Consider the following 17068-nt stretch of genomic DNA (forward strand, 5'->3'; position numbering starts at 1 on the left):
TCGGTCATGATGGCCGGGTGATCATCGACCTGCACACCCACTCCTCGGTCTCCGACGGCACCGACAGCCCGGCCGGGCTGGTGACCAAGGCGGCCCAGCAGGGGCTGGACGTGCTGGCGCTGACCGACCACGACACCTTCGACGGGCTGGACGAGGCCGAGCGGACCGCCGCCGAGGTCGGGATCGTGCTGCTGCGCGGGATCGAGATGTCCACCCAGCGGGACGGCCACAGCGTGCACCTGCTCGGCTACGGCCCCCGCGAGGACGACCCCGCGCTGGTGGCCGAGCTGACCCGGGTGCGCGCGGGCCGCGACGACCGGCTCGGCCCGCTGCTGGACCGGCTGGCCGAGCTGGGGATGCCGCTGACCGAGGCGCAGGTGCTCCTCCACGTCGGGCAGAGCCCCTCGATCGGACGTCCGCACGTGGCCGACGCGATGGTGGCCGCCGGTTACGTCGCCGACCGCGCCGAGGCGTTCGACCGGTTCCTGGCCGACGGCGGCCCCGCCCACGTGCCCCGCTACGCCACCCCGCTGGAGACCGCCATCGCGCTGCTGCGCGGCGCCGGCGCGGTCACCGTCATCGCCCACCCGTGGGGCCGGGAGCGGGAGCAGCAGCTGCCGGCGGAGGTGCTGGTGGAGCTGGCCGGCCAGGGCCTGGACGGCATCGAGGTCGACCACTTCGACCACCGGCCCGACCAGCGGGAGCGGCTGCACGCCCTCGCCGACCGGGCCGGTCTGCTGGTCACCGGCTCCAGCGACCACCACGGGCTGGGCAAGGTCGACCACGAGCTGGCCCGTCACACCACCGCGCCCGAGGTGTACGCCGAGATCCGCCGCCGGATGGCCGAGCGCCGCCGAGCCGGGCCGGGAGTCGACCGGCCCCCGGCTCAGGCGGTCTGACCGCGCTCGAAGTAGTCGACCAGGTCGGCCGGCAGCGGCGGGACGGGCCGGGCCGAGCCGTCGGAGCGCAGCGACTCGGTCGCCACCACCCCCGCCGCGACGGCCATCCGTGCCGCGACCGGGGAGGTCTGGGTGCTGCCGCCCTCGGTGGCGAACCGGAGGAACTCCGCGATGAGCCGCGGGTCGGCCCCGCCGTGGCCGCCCTCGGCCTCCTCGATGGGGAACGACTCGTCCGGGTCCGCGGCGCTGGCGTGCCGGCGGTTCCACAGCCCGATGGTGCCGCCTGGGCCGTCGCCGAAGTTCTCCAGCCGGCCCTCGGTGCCGATCACGGTGTAGTTGCGCCAGTAGTCGGGGGTGAAGTGGCACTGCTGGTAGGAGGCGAGCACACCGTTGTCGAGCCGCATGGTCATCATCGAGAGGTCCTCGACGTCGACCACCGGGTGCAGCCCGGTCTGGGCGGGAGGCGGCCAGGCGTCCAGGCTGTACCAGTCGTGCATCCGCTCCCCGGAGCGGTCGCGGCGGTCGGTGATGTCGCCGTAGACGGCCAGCTCGCCCATCGCCGAGACGGTGGTGGCGTAGCCGCCGGCCAGCCAGTGGATGACGTCGAGGTCGTGGGCGCCCTTCTGCAGCAGCAGTCCGGTGCTCCTGCTCCGGTCGGCGTGCCAGTCCTTGAAGTAGAAGTCGCCGCCGTGGCCGACGAAGTGCCGGCACCAGACCGCCTTGACCTGCCCGATCCGGCCCTGCTGGATGAGCTCGCGCATCTGCACCACCGCCGGCATGTGGCGCATGTTGTGCCCGACGTAGAGCCGGCTGCCGGTGCGCCGGGCGGTGCTGAGCATCTGGTCGCACTCGGCGACGCTGATGCCCAGTGGCTTCTCGCAGAACGCCGCGGCCCCGGCCTCCAGCGCGGCGAGGGTGGGGACGAGGTGGTGGTTGTCGGGGGTGGTGACGAGCACGGCGTCCAGCCCGAGGGCGAGCAGCTCGTCGAGGTCACCGGTGACCAGGGCGCCCTCGGGGAGGGCGGCGGTGGCGTCGGCGCGACCCCGTTCGGAGGTGTCGCAGGCGCCGACCACCTCGAACCCCTCCTCGGGCCGGTGCGCGTGGCGCCACAGCCCCGCCCGCAGTCCGAAGCCGATGATGCCGATGGTGACGGTCACGGTGACGCCCTTCCTGGGTGGGTGGTGCCCGTGGTGCGTCGCGGACGCCGTCAGCAGGGCGGTCATGGTGCCCCCGATCTTGTCACCTCCGGCCGGAGGCGCTCCGGTCAGGCCAGTGCCTCCGCCAGCCGCTGCAGGGTCTCCTCGCGGGCGGGGGTGCGGTCCAGCGGGTCGGCCGCGGCGGCACCGGCGACCGGGTGCACCATCACCTCGTCGACGCCGAACTGCGCGGCCAGCTCCCGCAGCCGCCCGGCCACCGTGGCGGGGTCGCCCACCACCCAGGGGACGCTCATCTGCGCGCCGAGCTGCTCGTGGGTCGCGCTCAGCTCGGTCTCGGCGGCCTCCTCCACGGTGGCCTGCGGGCCGAACCGGCCGCCGGTGCGCAGGGCGACCATGGCCAGCAGGTGCGGACGTGCCCGCCGCACGGCCTCGGCCTCGGTGTCGGCCACCACCACGTTGACGGTGAGGAAGGTGGTGGGGGAGCCGTCGTGGCCGGCCTGCTCCCAGCCCGAGCGGTACAGCTCGAGGGCCTCAGCCGTCCCCTGGCCGGAGAAGTGGTGGGCGAAGACGTAGGGCAGCCCCTGCTCGGCGGCCAGCCGCGCGGAGTAGTCGGAGGAGCCGAGCAGCCACACCGGCGGGCTGCCCATCGCCGACGGGGTGGCGCGCAGCGCCTGGGTGCGACCGGGACCGCCGCCGGGGCCGGGCAGGGTGATGGCGGCACCACCGGGGTGCATCATCGCCAGCACCTCGTGCACCGCCTGGCCGAAGCGCTCGACCGCGGCGGTCTCGTCCAGGCCCTGCCGCAGCACCCAGTTGGTGACGGGGTCGGTGCCCGGGGCGCGGCCGATGCCGAGGTCGATCCGGCCGGGGTGGGCCGCCTCCAGCAGGGCGAACTGCTCGGCCACCACCAGCGGGGCGTGGTTGGGCAGCATCACCCCGCCCGACCCGACCCGGATCTGCTCGGTGGCCGCCGCCAGCATGGCGATCAGCACCGGCGGGTTGGTCGAGGCGACCGCCTCGGTGTTGTGGTGCTCGGCCACCCAGAAGCGCCGGAACCCCAGCTGGTCGGCCAGCTGGGCCAGCCGGGTGGAGGCCTGCAGCGCCTGCCCGGTGGTCTGGCCCCGGCGGACGGGGATGAGGTCGAGGACGGAGAGCGCAGGCGTGGTCACACCAGGCCAACCCCGCCCGCCGAGGCCGCTATTCCCGGTGCGCGGCGGTCAGGACGCGGTGGCGACGACCGCCCCGACCGCGACCAGCGTGACCACCGCACCGACGCCCTGCCAGCGGCTCATCCGCTCGTGCAGGACGAGCCGGGCCAGCAGCACCGTGCCGACCGGGTAGAGGGAGGCCAGCACCGCCACCACCGGCAGCAGCCCGCCGGTGGTCGCGGTGGCGTAGAGCAGGATCGCGGTGGTGTCGAGCAGACCGACCAGGGGTACCGCCCCGGGCCGGGCGAGGCCGGGGCCGACCCGACGCCACAGCACGGCGGCGAGCAGCAGCAGGAGGACGAGCTGGCTGCTCCGCTCCAGCGCCACCGCCCCGAGGGCGCTGCCCTCGCTGGCGCGATCCAGCAGCGTGAGCGCCGCACCCATCCCCAGCGCGGCCCCGATAGCGCTGGCCACGCCGGCGCGGCTGACCCGCATCCCGGGCCCGCCCGGTGCCCGGGCGGTGAGCACGCACCCGGCGACGGTGACCGCGAGGGCCAGCAGGGTGGGCCCTCCGGGCCGCTCGCCGGACAGCGAGCCCCAGACCACGGGCACCACCGCGCTGGTCGCGGCGATGGGCGCGACGACCGACATCGGCCCGATCGCCAGGGCCCGGTAGAGGAGCGCGAGCCCGGTGAGGTTGACCACCGCCCCGACCACGGCGAACGGCCAGTCCGCACCGACCGGTGCGGGTCGGAGCCCGAGCACCAGGACGCCGACCAGCAGCACGCTGGCGGCCCGGGTCAGCAGCATCACCGACAGCACGGGCCGTCCGCGGGAGGCCAGCCCGCCGAGGGTGTCGCTGGCGCCCCAGACCGCCGAGGCCCCGAGCGCCAGCAGGACTGGCGTCAGCTGCTCTGCTCCTGCCCGGCGGTGGTCTGGCCGTCGCCGCCACCGCCGCCGCGACGACGACGCCGGCGACGCCGCGGCGCCGACCCCTCGGCCGTGCCGTTGGGCGAGCTCTGCGGGCTGCTGGGTGAGCTCTGCGGGCTGCTGGGTGAGGTCTGCGCGGACGTCGGGGCGCTGGCGGCACCCTCGCGGACGACCTCACCGTTGTGGGTGCGGCGCCGGCTGCGCTGCCGGCGCGGACGCGGCTCGCGCGGGCGCTCCCGCTCGGCCGGGGCCGGCGGGCGGCTGCCCTCGGGCCGGTCCTCGACCTCCTTGGGCGGGGCGACCCGGCTCTTGGCGCCGGGGTCGATGCCGTGGTCGGTGAACAGGTGCGCGGAGGTGGAGTAGGTCTCCACGGGGGTCTCGAAGGACAGCCCCAGCGCCTTGTTGATGACCTTCCACCGGGTGACGTCGGCCCAGTCGACGAAGGTCACCGCGACACCGGTGGCCCCGGCCCGGCCGGTGCGCCCGATCCGGTGCACGTAGGTCTTGTCGTCGTCGGGGCACTCGTAGTTGATGACGTGGGTGACGCCGGTGACGTCGATGCCGCGGGCGGCGACGTCGGTGGCCACCAGGACGTCGACCTGGCCCTCGCGGAAGCGGCGCAGCGACTTCTCCCGCTGGCTCTGGTTGAGGTCGCCGTGGATCGGGGCGGCGGCGAACCCGCGTCCGGCCAGGTCCTCGGCCACCCGCTGGGCGGTCCGCTTGGTGCGGCAGAAGATCATCATCTTCTCCCGGCCCTCCGCCTGCAGGATGCGGGCCACCACCTCGGGCTTGTCCATGTCGTGGGCCTGGTAGACGAACTGGGTGGTCGCCGGGACGGTGGTGGTGTCCTCGGCCGACTCCGCGCGGATGTTCATCGGCTGGTTGAGGTGGCGGCGCGAGAGACCGACGATGGCCGACGGCATGGTGGCCGAGAAGAGCATCGTCTGGCGCCGGGGTGGGGTCTGGGCGAGCAGCTTCTCCACGTCGGGCAGGAAGCCGAGGTCGAGCATCTCGTCGGCCTCGTCCAGCACCAGCATGCGGATCTGCTTGAGGTTGAGCGCGCGCCGCCCGACCAGGTCGAGCAGCCGTCCCGGGGTGCCGACGACGACGTCCACGCCGGCGGCCAGGGCCTCCAGCTGGGGCTCGTAGCCGACGCCGCCGTAGACCGTCAGCACCCGGGCCCGGCGCACGGTCGAGGCGGTGCTGAGGTCCTTGCTCACCTGGGAGGCGAGCTCGCGGGTCGGGCAGACCACCAGGGCCTGCGGGGCGCCGGGGATGCCCAGGTCGGCGTAGCCCGGCTCGTCGGCGAGCACCACCCGCTGCAGCAGGCTGATCCCGAAGGCCAGCGTCTTGCCGGTGCCGGTGCGGGCCTGGCCGATCATGTCGTGACCGGCCAGCGCCAGCGGGATCGCCATCTCCTGGATCGGGAAGGGGTGGCGGATGCCGACCCGCTCGAGGGCGGCCACGATGTCCTCGTGCACCCCCAGGTCGGCGAAGGTGTCGCGGTCGTCGGCCGACGGCTCGTCCCCGCTGGAGTCGACGACCACGTCGTCGGCGGTGGTGGCCACCACGGTCACGTCGTGCCCGGAGACGGGGAGTGGCCCGGGATGCCCGGGGACGGGCTCGTGCTCGGGGTGCTCGGCGGTGCTCAGGTTCTCGTCAGTCAGCGTCTTCAGCCTTTGTGCGACCGGTCTGGTGCCGGTTCTCGGGTACCCGGTCGGCACGTCACCGCGCGCTCGGACGAGGACGTCGACGGCTCGCGGCGGTGCCGGATCGGGGACGCACCGGTGTGCGTGCCGCCGTCGAGTCTAGCGGTTGGTCAGGAGGCGAGCCCCAGCGCAGCCATCCGCTCGGTGTGGCGCTCCACCAGCCGGGTGAACATCCGCGCGATCGCGGTGAGGTCCATCCCCGGCCGGGCCGGCGTCCCGGCGAGCAGACCGGTGAGGTCCTCCCGCTCGGCCGCCACCCGCTGGGCCTGGCTGAGCGCCTCGCCCACCAGCCGCCGGCCCCACAGCGCCAGCCGACCCGCCACGCGGGGGTCGTCGGCGATCGCGGCGCGGACGCGGTCGACCACGTACTCCGCGGTGCTCTCGTTGGCCAGCACGGCGTGCACACAGGCCCGGGTCCCGCCGTCGACGTAGGCGGCGACCTCGCGGTAGAAGTCGGCGGCGAAGCCGTCCCCGACGTAGGTCTTGACCAGGCCCTCCAGCCAGGAGCGCGGCGCGGTGAAGGTGTGGAAGGTGTCGAAGGCGGCCCGGAACGGGGCCATCACCTCGACCACGTCCGCGCCCAGCCCGGCGACGTGCTCGGCCACCTGGTCGAAGTGCTCCAGCTCGGCCCGGGCCATCGCCGCCATCCGCACCCGGTCCTGCAGGGTGGGCGAGGTGGCGGCGTCGGCCGCCATCCGCTCGAAGGCGCTGAGCTCGCCGTAGGCCACCACGCCCAGCAGGTCGAGGGTGCCGCGGCGGTGCGCCGCCGCGGCGTCCGCCGTCGGGTCCGTCCCCGCGGTCACCGGCTCAGACGGCGCCGAAGCCGACCCGGCGCGCGTTCTCCTCGCCGATCTCGACGTAGGCGATACGGGCGGCGGGGATCAGCACCCGACGGCCCTTGGTGTCCTGCAGGGCCAGCAGCGAGTCGTCGGCCAGCGCCTTCTCCAGCTCCGCCTGGACCGCCTCGGCGGTGCTCTCGGACTCGACGGCGACCTCGCGCCCGATGTGCTGGATGCCGACCTTGATCTCCACCGTGTCCTCCTGAGTGTGGTTGGGCCCTCAGCCTGCCACGCGACCGGCGGCGCCCGGGGCGGTGTTCGCCCACGGCGCAGCCGGGCTCAGGAGGCGTCCTCGCCCTCGCCCGCGGTGGTGCGCCGGACCACCATCCGCGTCCAGGCACCGAGGTAGATGCACTCGTCGGGCCCCACCTCGACCCGCTGGCCGACCGGGACCGGGTGCTCGGGCAGCGGACCGCTGGCCGGGCCGACGAAGGTGCCGTTGGCCGAGCCGAGGTCCTCCACGAACCAGCGGCTGCCGTCGGTGGTCAGCTGGGCGTGGCGTCGGCTCACCCCGGAGTCGGCCTCGCAGGCGATGTCGGGGTGGATGCCGCGGCTGCGCGAGACCCGTCCGACCAGCAGCGAGCGGTCGCGCAGCACCACCACCTCCGGCGGTCCGGGCGAGGGCATCGGGTCGGCGCTGTTCTGCAGGGCGTACCAGTCGGGGTCGATCCACAGCTCGGCGACCCAGCCCGACGCCGCACCGGCGGCCGGGGCTGCGGCCGGTGCCGGGGCGTCCGCGGGTACCGCCCCGGTCGGGGCGTCCGCCCGTGCCCCGCTCGGCGCGCCGAGGCCGGGGGTGACCGCGGTCTGGTCCGCCGTGACCGCGGCGCGCTCCTGGCCGCGCTCCTCCGCCGGCTCCTCCTCGCCCGGCACCCCGGCATCCACGGCGGGCATCGGCTCGGTGGTCGGTGGCTCGGCCGGTGGTGCGCCGGTGCCGGTGGTGATGTCGTGGCCGCAGACCTCGCAGTACCGGGCGTCGGCCGCGTTGCCGGCCGAGCAGTGCGGGCAGGTGCGCCCACCGGCCGTCCCCGGGACGTCGGACGGTGCGGGGGTGGACGGTGCGGGGGTGGACGGTGTGGGGGTGGTGGCCCGGACCGGCACGCCGCAGACGTCGCAGTGGTCCTCGGCGGTGGTCAGGTGGCCTCGGGGGCAGGTGGTCATCTCAGCTCCGGATCCGGCTCGGTCCGTCCGTCGGGCAGGACTGGTCGTGGTGGACGTGGGTCCCGAACCGGGCCATGGTGCTCCTAGCAGTCGGTTGGCCTCAGTATGCCGAAGCCGCCGCCGTGGCCGGCAGGACGTCCCCCACCCGGGCCAGCGCCACCGTGACGTTGTCCTGCCCGCCCTGCTCGTTGGCCCATCCCACCAGCGCACCGGCCAGCTGCAGCGGGTCGCGGTGACCGGCGGCCACCAGCTGCCCGACCAGCTCGTGCACCCGGTCGGCGCGGGAGACGTAGTTCCACAACCCGTCGGAGCAGACCAGCACCCAGCCGGGACGGTCCAGCGGGAGCGAGCCGGTCAGCGCCATGGTGTCGGGGGAGTCCGAGCCCAGCCAGCGGGTGATGGCGTGCGCCCCCGCACTGCTCTCCGCCACCTCGCGCTCCACGCCGGCGGCGATCCGGATGGCGGCCACCGAGTCGTCGACACCGAGCTGCTCACCCGGTCCGCCGTCGGGCAACCAGTAGACGCGTGAGTCGCCGACCAGCCCCCACACGCAGAGGTCGTCCTCGACCACGGCCGCGGCGAAGGTGCAGGACGGGGCGTTGTCGCCGTCGGGGTCGGAGCCGTCCACCACCGCACGCAGCGCGGCCTGCCCGCCGTCGACCATGGTGGCCTCCATCGCCGCCGCCCGGCTGTCCGGGGTGCCGAGCCCGACCGGACGGTGCTGGTCGAGCAGGTCGCGGGCGGCGGTGGCGGCGGCCAGCGAGGCGCGGTCGGAGTCGGGGGCGGTGGAGACGCCGTCGCAGACCACCAGCACGGCCCGGCGCACCGGCGCGTCCTCGCCGGCCAGCGCCATCGCGTCCTCGTTGCGGGAGTGCCGCCGGCCGCGGTCGCACACCCCGGCGACCCAGGACGTCGGCCGGGCGGTGAAGTGGTCCCGGGACGGACCGGCGGGGGTGCCGCAGGTCGGGCAGGAGCCCTCGGCGCCCACCTGCCCCCCGCACCCGGCGCAGACCGGTGCGGGGCCGACCGCGGGCCGTTCGTCCGCCGGCGCATCGGCCTCCTCTGAGCGCACCGACTGGCTGAGGCTGACCGGGATCTCCCGGCCGACCTCGACCGGGGCCGCCTCGGTGGGGGACAGGGCACCCCCGCAGGCCTCGCAGAAGCTGTCGTGCGGCTCGACCGCGGCGCCGCACGCCGGGCACCGCGGGGAGGTGCTGTCCCCGCCGCCGGTCGCACCGGCGGCCGTCACGACCACTCCTGCCCCGGCGACCCGGGCCCGCGCCGCTGCTGCTGTCTCGTCATGTCCTCGACCACTTCCTGACCTGGTTGGCGATCTCGACCAGCCGGACCCGCTCGGCGCGGTCCGACGCGCGTCGGGCCATCGAACGATAGGTGCTCTCCAGCCCGTCGCGCAGCCCGGCCTCGGTGGACAGCCAGGGCCCGACCGGCACCGGCGCCCGGCGGTCGTCGCCGTGACGGCGCAGGTGCAGGGCGGCGTTGAGGACGTCCAGGGTCAGCCGGTCCCGCTCGGCCTCGCCGAGCCCGGCCGTCTCCAGGCTGCGCATCGCCTCGGCGTAGTCGTCCATGGTGCGTCCGAGCGCCACCAGGTGCTGGGCCCGCAGCCGGCGCGACTCGGTGTAGCCGCGGCTGCTCTGCGGCACCAGGTCGAGGGCCTCCAGCGAACCGGCGAGGTCGCCGGCCCGGGCGCGGATCCGGGCCAGCCCGAAGGCGGCCGGGGAGACGTAGTTGGCGTCGGTGCTGGCGCAGCGCCGGTACAGCGTCTCGGCCAGGTCGCTGTCGGGGCCCTGCTCGCAGGCCAGCGCCAGCGCGAGCTTGGGCGCCAGCTCGCCGGGCACCTGGCCGTAGACGGCGTTGAAGGCGGCGGTGGCCGCCTCCCAGTCCCCGGCCTGCACCGCGCCGAGGCCGGACACCCAGACCGCCCGCCACTCCCACGGGTCGCGCGTCAGCAGCTCGGCGACCTGCTCGGCCAGCAGCTCCCGGTCGCCCAGCTGGAGCGCGCACCGGGCGAGCTGCAGCAGCACCTCCGCGCTCGGCTCCGGCGCCGAGGTCTGCAGCAGCCGCAGCCGCTCCCGCGGGTCGGGCAGGTCCACCGTCTGCAGCCAGGTGTGCTGCGGGTCGGTGGTGTCGGGGCGCAGCTGGGGCAGGTCCTCCCAGCCGAGGGTGTCGGAGCTGGCGTCGGGGGCCTCGAAGAGCATCGAGGCCGCCGACGTGCGCGCCGTGCCCGGGGTGCGGGCGCCGACCTCCTCGCGCAGCAGGCCGAGCAGCTGCACCCGCAGCTCGTCGGCGGAGCCGAACCGGTCGTCGGGGTCGGGGGCGCAGCAGCGGCTGAGCAGCCGGTACAGCGAGTCGTGCTGCTGGAACAGCGGGGTGTCGGCCGGCGAGGGCAGGCTGAACTGGTAGGTGGTCTGGTAGCCGCGCAGCTCCGCGCAGAGCACCATCAGCGTCCGGCCGATGGTGTAGATGTCGGAGGCGACAGTGGTGCCCTGGGTGGCGACCTCGGGGGCCTGGTAGCCCACGGTGCCGTAGATGGCCGAGTCCTGGTCGTCGATCCGGCGCACCCCGCCGAGGTCGATGAGCTTGAGCGCGTCGCCGACCTGCACCACGTTGTCGGGTTTGAAGTCGCAGTAGACCAGGCCCAGGTCGTGCAGGTACTGGAAGGCCGGCAGCACCTCGAGGATGTAGGCGATGGCCTGGTCGGGCGGCAGCGGGTCGTAGAGCCCGCCGTTGGCCCGCATCCGGTCCTTGAGCAGCTGCTTGAGCGAGCGTCCGCCGACGTACTCCATGACGATGTAGCCGGCGCCGTCGTGGGTGACGAAGTTGTAGATCTCCACGATCAGGGGGTGCTCGACCTGGGCGAGGAACTGCGACTCCGAGATCGCCGCGGCCAGCGCGTCGGCGTCGCCGGAGTTGAGCAGGCCCTTGAGCACCACCCAGCGGTCGGAGACGTTCTTGTCCCGGGCCAGGTAGATCCAGCCCATCCCGCCGTGGGCCAGGCAGCCGGCGACCTCGTACTGCCCGGCGACCAGGTCGCCGGGGGCGAGCTTGGGCGTGAAGGAGTAGGGGCTGCGGCAGCGCGGGCAGAAGCCCTCCGGACGTCCGGGGCGGCCGTCGCGGGACCGTCCGACCGGTGCGCCGCAGCTGGGACAGGTGCGGCGCCGCTCGGGCACCGAGGGGTTGACCAGCACCGCCGCCGAGGCGTCCACCACCGGCGCCGGCGGCACCTGGGTCAGGCCGGCGCCGATCCGGGCGTGCCGCAGCCGGCCCGAGCCGCCGGACCGGCGGGTGGCCCGGCTGCCCGAGCTGCGGGCGCGGGCCGAGCCGAGCTGGGTGGTCCCCAGCCGGGCGGAGCTGCGGCTGCCGCTCGAGCCGGAGCCGTCGCCGACCGGACCCGGACCGCCGAGCGGTCCGCTGACCGGGGAGGCGACCGGGTGCGGCTCGAGGGCCCCGGGCGCCGGGGGTCCGGGTGCGTGCGGTCCGGGGGCGCGCCGCGGCGAGGACGGCGCGCGGACGCGCGTCGGCGTCGACGGGTCGGCTGCCGCTGCCGCCGACGGCAGCGCCGGGCTGCCGCACACGTCGCACCAGCCGTCGACGACGGTGCCGGTGCAGCCGGTCCGGGCGCACCTCATCGGGCCACCTCCTCCTGCTCCACCACGGCGGCCCCGACCGCGGCCACGGTCGGGGGCCAGGTCGGTGCGCTCGCGCTCACCGGCCGTACACCTGGTCCGGCGGGTCGGGTGCCTCGCCGAGGGAGGGACGCAGCCAGCGGTCGTAGCTGTCCTCCCAGCTGCCGTCGGCGATCCGGTCGGCCAGCACCCGGTTGGTGAAGGCGACCAGGTCGGTCTGCTCGGCGTTGAAGCCCAGGCCGTAGGGCTCCGCCGACAGCGGCTCCATGTCGAGCACCTCGGCGTAGGGGTCCTGCACCACCAGCCCGGCCAGCACCGTGTCGTCGCCGGTGATGGCGTCGACCTCGCCGGACTGGAAGAGGATCAGGCACCCCGTGTGGTTGGCGGCCGCGACCGCCTCGGCCTCGGGCAGCTCGGTGCGCAGCCGCTCGAGGCTGGAGGTGCCCTCCGGGGCGCAGACCCGGCGTCCGGCGAGGTCGTCGGGGCTCGCGATGCCGGAGCTGGTCCGGGCCAGCACCTTCTGCCCGGAGCGGTAGTACTCGGCGGAGAAGGCGATGGACTCCCAGCGCTCGCAGGTGATCGTCATGTTGCGCGCGACCAGGTCGACCTCCCCGGACTCCAGCACCGGGATCCGCTCGGCGGCGGTGATCACCCGCAGCTCGTAGGCGTCCTCCTCGCCGAGCAGGGCCTCCGCCACCGCCTTCACCAGGTCGATGTCGAAGCCCTCGATCTCGCCGGTCGTGGGGTTGCGCGAGCCCATCAGGTAGGTGTCGGCCGAGACCCCGGCGACCAGCCGGCCGCGCGCGGCGATCTCGGCCATGGTCGAGCCCGCCGGCATCTCGCCGGGTTCGGGGTTGCTCCGCGGCGGGGCGTAGCTGGCCAGCGGGTCCTCGCAGTCCGGCGCGCTGCGGGGCGAGGTGCTGGGAACCGGGGTGGGGGTCGGGCTGGCGGGCGGAGCTGGCACCGGGGTGGGTGCGTAGGCCGGCGCGCACGCGGTGAGCAGCAGCGCGAGCAGGATCGCGGCCGGTCGGCCGCGACGCCGGGCCGGCCGGTTCACAGGAACTCCCGTCGGCGTTGCTCCAGGCCGGCCAGCACCGCCGTGCCGGCCCCCAGCACCAGCAGACCGGTGAGCCCGGCGGCGATCACCAGTCCGAGGGTCTGCCCGCCGAGCCGGTCGACCACCTGCACCACGTCGCCGCCGAGCACCGGGGCCAACCGGTCCTGGAACTCCTGGGCCGTGCGGTTGGACGGGCCGTCGGCGGTGGCGGCCTGGACCGCCGCCGCCCAGTCGCCGGCGTCGTCCAGCGTCCGGATCCCGGCGTGGGCCTCGACGTGGCGCTGCCAGGCCGCGGCCAGGTCGGGGGTGCCGGCCTGCTCGAGGGCGTCGGCGACCGCGTCGGCCTGCTGCTGCCAGGCCTCCTCGAACGCCCCACCCGAGCCGCGGGCGACCAGGGTGAGGCTCTCCAGCGCCTTGGCGTCCAAGGCACCGGCGCGGGCGGCCGAGAGGTGGCGGACGGTGCTCAGCTCGGCCCGTTCGAGGTCGTCGACCCGGCTGGAGACCGCGGCCAGCGTGCCGGCGGCCACCGCGGTGGCGACCAGCACCAGCACCGCGGCCGCCACCAGCCCGAGGTTGAAGGTCCGGTGGAACCGGCGGGCCAGCAGGATGCCGGCCACCGCCAGCACGGCCAGGGTCGACGTCCCCGCCACGACCACGAGCAGCACCGAGCCGCTGCGCGCCTCGGCCACCAGGCGTCCGGTGTTCGCCCGCGCGGCCGCCTCCAGCGCGGGCACCGCGGTCTCCCGCAGGCGGGTGCTGGCCTGGCCGAGGTAGGACGCCCCGACCGGGTAGCCCTGGCGGTTGTTGGCCCGCGCCTGCGCGGCGGAGGCGGCGTAGCGGGTCAGCTCCGCGGCGACCACCTGGAGCGCCTCCTGGTCGGCCGGCTGGGCCCGGCCGGCCTCCACCAGCAGCGTGCTCGCGTCGGCGAGGGCCTCGTCGAACTGGCGGCGCGAACCGGCGTCCTCCAGGCCGGCGACCAGGAAGGCGTTGGTGGCCAGCGCGTCGGCCCGCAGCAGCTGGGACTCGATGTTCTGCACCCGCACCAGCTGCTCGGCGTTGTGCCCGGCCCGCTGCATGGCCCCCGCGGTCTGCACCAGCACGGTGGCGACGGTCAGCCCGAACAGCAGCACCACCGTCGTGCACAGCGTCATCAGGGCCACCACCAGTCGCGGGGAGCTGATCGTCTGCAGCCGGCTGCCGACCCCGCGGGTGCGCCCGGGCTCGGTGATCACCCGCGGCGGCACCGGCGCGGGGCGGCTGGGGAAGGCCACCCGCTGCTGGAGGTAGTCCGGCACGCTGGTCAGCGCCGGAGGCGGCGGGACGGCGCGGGTGCTCGGCACGGTCGTCGGTGCGGTGGGGGAGCCCGGCGCGGTCGGGGCCGTCGCGGCCCGCCGCGGGGTGGGACGCGCCGAGGGCTGGTGCTGGCTCACCCGCGCTCCTCCTCCCCGCCCGGCTCCGCGCCCGGCTCGTCGTGCCCGCGCACAGTGTGCCGCAGGGGCTCAGCCGGCCGTGGTGCGTGGGAAACCGCGGATGCCCCGCCAGGCCAGGCTGCTGCCCAGCTCGACGGCCCGCTCCTGGCTGATCTGGCCCGGTGCGGCCGCCCAGAACCGGGCGCTCGTCTCGGCCATCCCGATCAGCGACAGCCCGAGCAGTTCGGCCTCGGCCACCGGCAGGTCGGTGTCGGCGGCGATCACCGCGCCGATCAGCGCGGCCAGCTCGGTGTGCACCGCGCGGATCCGCAGCTCCACCTCCGGCTCGGTGCGCAGGTCGGACTCGAAGACGAAGCGGAAGCTGCGGCGCTGCTGGGCCACGAAGCCGAAGAAGGCGCCCATCGCCGCGGCCACGCGGTCGCGGTTGTGGGTGCTGGAGGCGACCGCTCCGGCGACCAGCTCGACCAGCTCCGAGCAGGCCCGGTCCAGCAGCGCCAGGTAGAGCTCCAGCTTGGAGGAGAAGTGCTGGTAGAGCACCGGCTTGGACACCCCGGAGGCGACGGCGACCTCGTCCATCGCGACGCTGTGGTAGCCGCGGGTGCTGAACACCTCGTAGGCCGCGTCGAGCAGCTGGGCCCGGCGCTGGTCGCGGGGCAGGCGCTGGGCTCGTGCGGTGTCCATCGGAGCAGGGTATCCGCACCGTCGGCGGCCCGGCGTAGCGTGGGATCCGTGCACCTGGAGAACATCGTCCTCGACGCCGTGGACCCGGCCGCCCTCGGCCGGTTCTGGGATGCCGCGCTCGGGTTGGAGCCGCTGGGCGACGAGCCTGGCGGGCACGAGTCGCGGCTGCGGGTGCCCGGCGGACCGACCCTCGACCTGTGCCTGCAGCGGGTGCCCGAGCCGCCGTCGGAACCGCTGCGGCTCCATCTCGACCTGGCCGGCGGCGACGACCCGGAGGCCGTGGTGCGCCGCCTGGTCGACCTGGGCGCCCGACCCCTGGACATCGGCCAGGGCCCCGACGTCCCGTGGACGGTGCTGGCCGACCCCGAGGGCAACCCGTTCTGCGTGATCGGCCCACGCACCCGGCACGCCGGGGCTGGACCGCTGGGGGAGATCCCGCTCGACTCCGCCGACCCCGAGGTCGACCTGCGGTTCTGGTCGGCGCTGACCGGCTGGCAGCGCTGGACCGGGCCCGGCTCGGAGGGGGAGTGGCTGCTGCGCCACCCGTCCGGACGCGGGCCGCTGCTGTCGTTCTGCCCCGAGCCGGCGGCCAAGCAGGGCAAGAACCGGATGCACCTGGACGTCCGGCTGGAGACCGGCGACGACCCGGTGGAGGTCGGGGCCCGGGTGCTCGAGCTGGGCGGCAGCCGCTTCGAGCACGACTGGGGCGAGCTGCCGTGGAGCTGCTGGCGCGACCCGTCGGGCAACGAGCTCTGCCTGCTGCCCGCGCGTAGTCTCTGACCCGGCCCCAGCGTCCGCGAGCCGATGGAGGAGGAGCCGATGACCGCGCCCAGCCGCGACCTCGCCGAGGGGTCCCTGCCACCCCTGGTGGAGCCGACCGCCGAGCTCACCCCGGCCGAGCTGGTGCGCTACGACCGGCACCTGCTGCTGCCCCAGATCGGGCTGGTCGGGCAGCGCCGGCTGAAGAGCGCCCGGGTGCTGGTGGTCGGGGCGGGCGGCCTCGGCTCGCCCGCGCTGGCCTACCTGGCCGCCGCCGGCGTCGGCGTCCTCGGCATCGTCGACGACGACCGGGTGGAGGTGTCCAACCTGCAGCGCCAGATCGTGCACGGCCAGTCCGACGTCGGCCGGCACAAGGTGGACTCCGCGGTCGACTCGGTCGCGGAGTGGAACCCCCACGTGGAGGTGCGGGCGCACCGCGAACGGCTCACCCGCGACAACGCGCTGGAGCTGGTCGGCCAGTACGACCTGGTGCTCGACGGCACCGACAACTTCGCCACCCGCTACCTGGTCAACGACGCCTGCGCGCTGGTCGGCGTGCCCTACGTGTGGGGCTCGATCTTCCGTTTCGACGGCCAGGTGTCGGTGTTCTGGGCCGGGCACGGGCCGTGCTACCGCTGCCTGTTCCCCGAGCCGCCGCCGCCGGGGATGGTGCCCAGCTGCGCCGAGGGCGGGGTGCTCGGGGTGCTCTGCGCCGCGGTCGGCTCGGCCCAGGTCGCCGAGGCGGTCAAGCTCATCACCGGCGCCGGGCGGAGCCTGGTCGGACGGCTGCAGGTGCACGACGCGCTGGCGGCGTCCTGGCACACCCTGGAGGTGGCCGCCGACCCGGACTGCCCGCTCTGCGGCAGCGCCCCGACCATCACCGAGCTGCAGGACTACCAGGAGCTCTGCGGGCTGCCGGCCGCCACGCCCGCGCCGGTGCCCACCCTGGACGCCGCGGAGCTGCGGCGCTGGCTGGCCGAGCGGGAGCGCGGTGAGCGCGACTTCGTGCTGGTGGACGTGCGGGAGCCGGCCGAGCGGGAGGTGAGCCGGATCGAGGGCTCGGTGCTGGTGCCGAAGGCGACCATCGACTCCGGTGCCGGGCTGTCGGAGCTGCCCGCCGACCGGACGGTGGTGCTGTACTGCCGCAGCGGTGCCCGCTCCGAGGCGAGCCTGCGGCGGCTGCAGGAGGCCGGCTGGACCGATGTGCACCACCTGGCCGGCGGCCTCCTCGGCTACGACGCCTGAGGTGCTCCCGGACGTCGGGTCCTCACCCCGGACAGCACTCCGCCCCCGGCCGGGAGCCGGGGGCGGAGCGGGTGCTGCTGGGGGTGTGACTCAGATCAGAGCGGGGAGACCCGGTCTGCCTGCGGGCCCTTCGGGCCCTGGGTGGTCTCGAACTCGACGCGCTGACCCTCATCGAGAGTCTTGAAGCCGTGGGAGTCGATGGCGGAGTAGTGGACGAAGACGTCCGCGCCCCCACCGTCGACGGCGATGAAGCCGTACCCCTTCTCGGCGTTGAACCACTTGACGGTTCCCTGTGCCATGAACGTTCTCTTTCTTCACGAACTGCTCCGGACGGCACTTCACTGCCCGGGACTGATGGGCGACGCCCTCGCAAACCACCGCGGACGCAGCCTTCACCACGACACAGCCG

16 protein-coding genes are annotated in these 17068 nt (G+C 75.2%); 3 read left to right on the forward strand and 13 right to left on the reverse strand.

Annotated features, from left to right (window positions below):
• The first annotated feature begins 17 nt into the window (after positions 1-17).
• A complete protein-coding gene (locus tag DT076_RS00090; protein ID WP_114124634.1) occupies positions 18-899 on the forward strand; it encodes a PHP domain-containing protein in 882 nt (293 codons plus the stop codon).
• Here the strand turns inward: DT076_RS00090 and DT076_RS00095 are convergent.
• The 12 genes from DT076_RS00095 to DT076_RS00150 all read right to left on the reverse strand — a co-directional run bounded on the left by DT076_RS00095 (position 887) and on the right by DT076_RS00150 (position 14655).
• Positions 887-2122, reverse strand: coding sequence for a Gfo/Idh/MocA family protein (locus DT076_RS00095; protein WP_114124635.1), 1236 nt, complete (start codon positions 2120-2122; stop codon positions 887-889). The two genes, DT076_RS00090 and DT076_RS00095, sit on opposite strands and share 13 nt — an antisense overlap.
• Before the next feature lie 41 nt (positions 2123-2163).
• On the reverse strand, positions 2164-3225 hold the full coding sequence (locus tag DT076_RS00100; RefSeq protein ID WP_114124636.1) for an LLM class flavin-dependent oxidoreductase: 1062 nt from the start codon (positions 3223-3225) through the stop codon (positions 2164-2166).
• A 48-nt stretch (positions 3226-3273) separates the two neighbouring features.
• A complete protein-coding gene (locus DT076_RS00105; protein ID WP_325048348.1) occupies positions 3274-4113 on the reverse strand; it encodes a DMT family transporter in 840 nt (279 codons plus the stop codon).
• Complete coding sequence (locus DT076_RS00110) at positions 4110-5549, reverse strand: DEAD/DEAH box helicase (protein WP_199538902.1); 1440 nt, start codon at positions 5547-5549, stop codon at positions 4110-4112. The genes DT076_RS00105 and DT076_RS00110 overlap by 4 nt, the downstream gene beginning before the upstream one ends.
• 404 nt (positions 5550-5953) lie before the next feature.
• Complete coding sequence (locus DT076_RS00115) at positions 5954-6646, reverse strand: ferritin-like fold-containing protein (RefSeq protein ID WP_114124638.1); 693 nt, start codon at positions 6644-6646, stop codon at positions 5954-5956.
• A 4-nt stretch (positions 6647-6650) separates the two neighbouring features.
• Complete coding sequence (locus DT076_RS00120; protein WP_114124639.1) at positions 6651-6875, reverse strand: DUF3107 domain-containing protein; 225 nt, start codon at positions 6873-6875, stop codon at positions 6651-6653.
• Between the two features lie 86 nt (positions 6876-6961).
• Positions 6962-7843, reverse strand: a complete 882-nt coding sequence (locus DT076_RS00125; RefSeq protein ID WP_114124640.1) for an FHA domain-containing protein — start codon at positions 7841-7843, stop codon at positions 6962-6964.
• Positions 7844-7943: 100 nt separating this feature from the next.
• The gene (locus DT076_RS00130; protein ID WP_114124641.1) at positions 7944-9092 is read right to left on the reverse strand and encodes a protein phosphatase 2C domain-containing protein; all 1149 of its coding nucleotides are present in this window, start codon (positions 9090-9092) and stop codon (positions 7944-7946) included.
• A 49-nt stretch (positions 9093-9141) separates the two neighbouring features.
• Positions 9142-11490, reverse strand: coding sequence for a serine/threonine-protein kinase (locus tag DT076_RS00135; protein WP_114124642.1), 2349 nt, complete (start codon positions 11488-11490; stop codon positions 9142-9144).
• 76 nt (positions 11491-11566) lie between these two features.
• Complete coding sequence (locus DT076_RS00140) at positions 11567-12544, reverse strand: glutamate ABC transporter substrate-binding protein (RefSeq protein ID WP_114124643.1); 978 nt, start codon at positions 12542-12544, stop codon at positions 11567-11569.
• Positions 12541-13974, reverse strand: a complete 1434-nt coding sequence (locus tag DT076_RS00145) for a hypothetical protein (protein ID WP_114124644.1) — start codon at positions 13972-13974, stop codon at positions 12541-12543. The genes DT076_RS00140 and DT076_RS00145 overlap by 4 nt, the downstream gene beginning before the upstream one ends.
• A 69-nt stretch (positions 13975-14043) precedes the next feature.
• The gene (locus DT076_RS00150) at positions 14044-14655 is read right to left on the reverse strand and encodes a TetR/AcrR family transcriptional regulator (protein ID WP_114124645.1); all 612 of its coding nucleotides are present in this window, start codon (positions 14653-14655) and stop codon (positions 14044-14046) included.
• Positions 14656-14703: 48 nt separating this feature from the next.
• Between DT076_RS00150 and DT076_RS00155 the strand changes: the two genes are divergently transcribed.
• Together DT076_RS00155 and moeB are read left to right on the forward strand one after the other, a co-directional pair.
• Positions 14704-15435 (forward strand): VOC family protein, encoded by a 732-nt coding sequence (locus DT076_RS00155; RefSeq protein ID WP_114124646.1) that lies wholly within the window; start codon positions 14704-14706, stop codon positions 15433-15435.
• 39 nt (positions 15436-15474) lie between these two features.
• Positions 15475-16659 (forward strand): molybdopterin-synthase adenylyltransferase MoeB, encoded by a 1185-nt coding sequence (moeB, locus tag DT076_RS00160; RefSeq protein WP_114124647.1) that lies wholly within the window; start codon positions 15475-15477, stop codon positions 16657-16659.
• 95 nt (positions 16660-16754) lie between these two features.
• Here the strand turns inward: moeB and DT076_RS00165 are convergent, their stop codons facing one another.
• A complete protein-coding gene (locus DT076_RS00165) occupies positions 16755-16958 on the reverse strand; it encodes a cold-shock protein (RefSeq protein ID WP_114124648.1) in 204 nt (67 codons plus the stop codon).
• Between the last annotated feature and the right edge of the window lie 110 nt (positions 16959-17068).

It is taken from the genome of Desertihabitans brevis, from assembly GCF_003327535.1.
GTDB classification, from domain to species: Bacteria; Actinomycetota; Actinomycetes; order Propionibacteriales; family Propionibacteriaceae; genus Desertihabitans; species Desertihabitans brevis.

Excerpts from the sequence above, each read along its gene's own strand:
- DT076_RS00125 (WP_114124640.1), bottom strand. The coding sequence starts at position 7,843 with ATGACCACCTGCCCCCGAGGCCACCTGACCACCGCCGAGGACCACTGC.
- DT076_RS00150 (WP_114124645.1), bottom strand. The coding sequence starts at position 14,655 with ATGGACACCGCACGAGCCCAGCGCCTGCCCCGCGACCAGCGCCGGGCC.
- DT076_RS00135 (WP_114124642.1), bottom strand. The coding sequence starts at position 11,490 with ATGAGGTGCGCCCGGACCGGCTGCACCGGCACCGTCGTCGACGGCTGG.
- moeB (WP_114124647.1), top strand. The coding sequence starts at position 15,475 with ATGACCGCGCCCAGCCGCGACCTCGCCGAGGGGTCCCTGCCACCCCTG.
- DT076_RS00165 (WP_114124648.1), bottom strand. The coding sequence starts at position 16,958 with ATGGCACAGGGAACCGTCAAGTGGTTCAACGCCGAGAAGGGGTACGGC.
- DT076_RS00110 (WP_199538902.1), bottom strand. The coding sequence starts at position 5,549 with ATGGCGATCCCGCTGGCGCTGGCCGGTCACGACATGATCGGCCAGGCC.
- DT076_RS00095 (WP_114124635.1), bottom strand. The coding sequence starts at position 2,122 with ATGACCGCCCTGCTGACGGCGTCCGCGACGCACCACGGGCACCACCCA.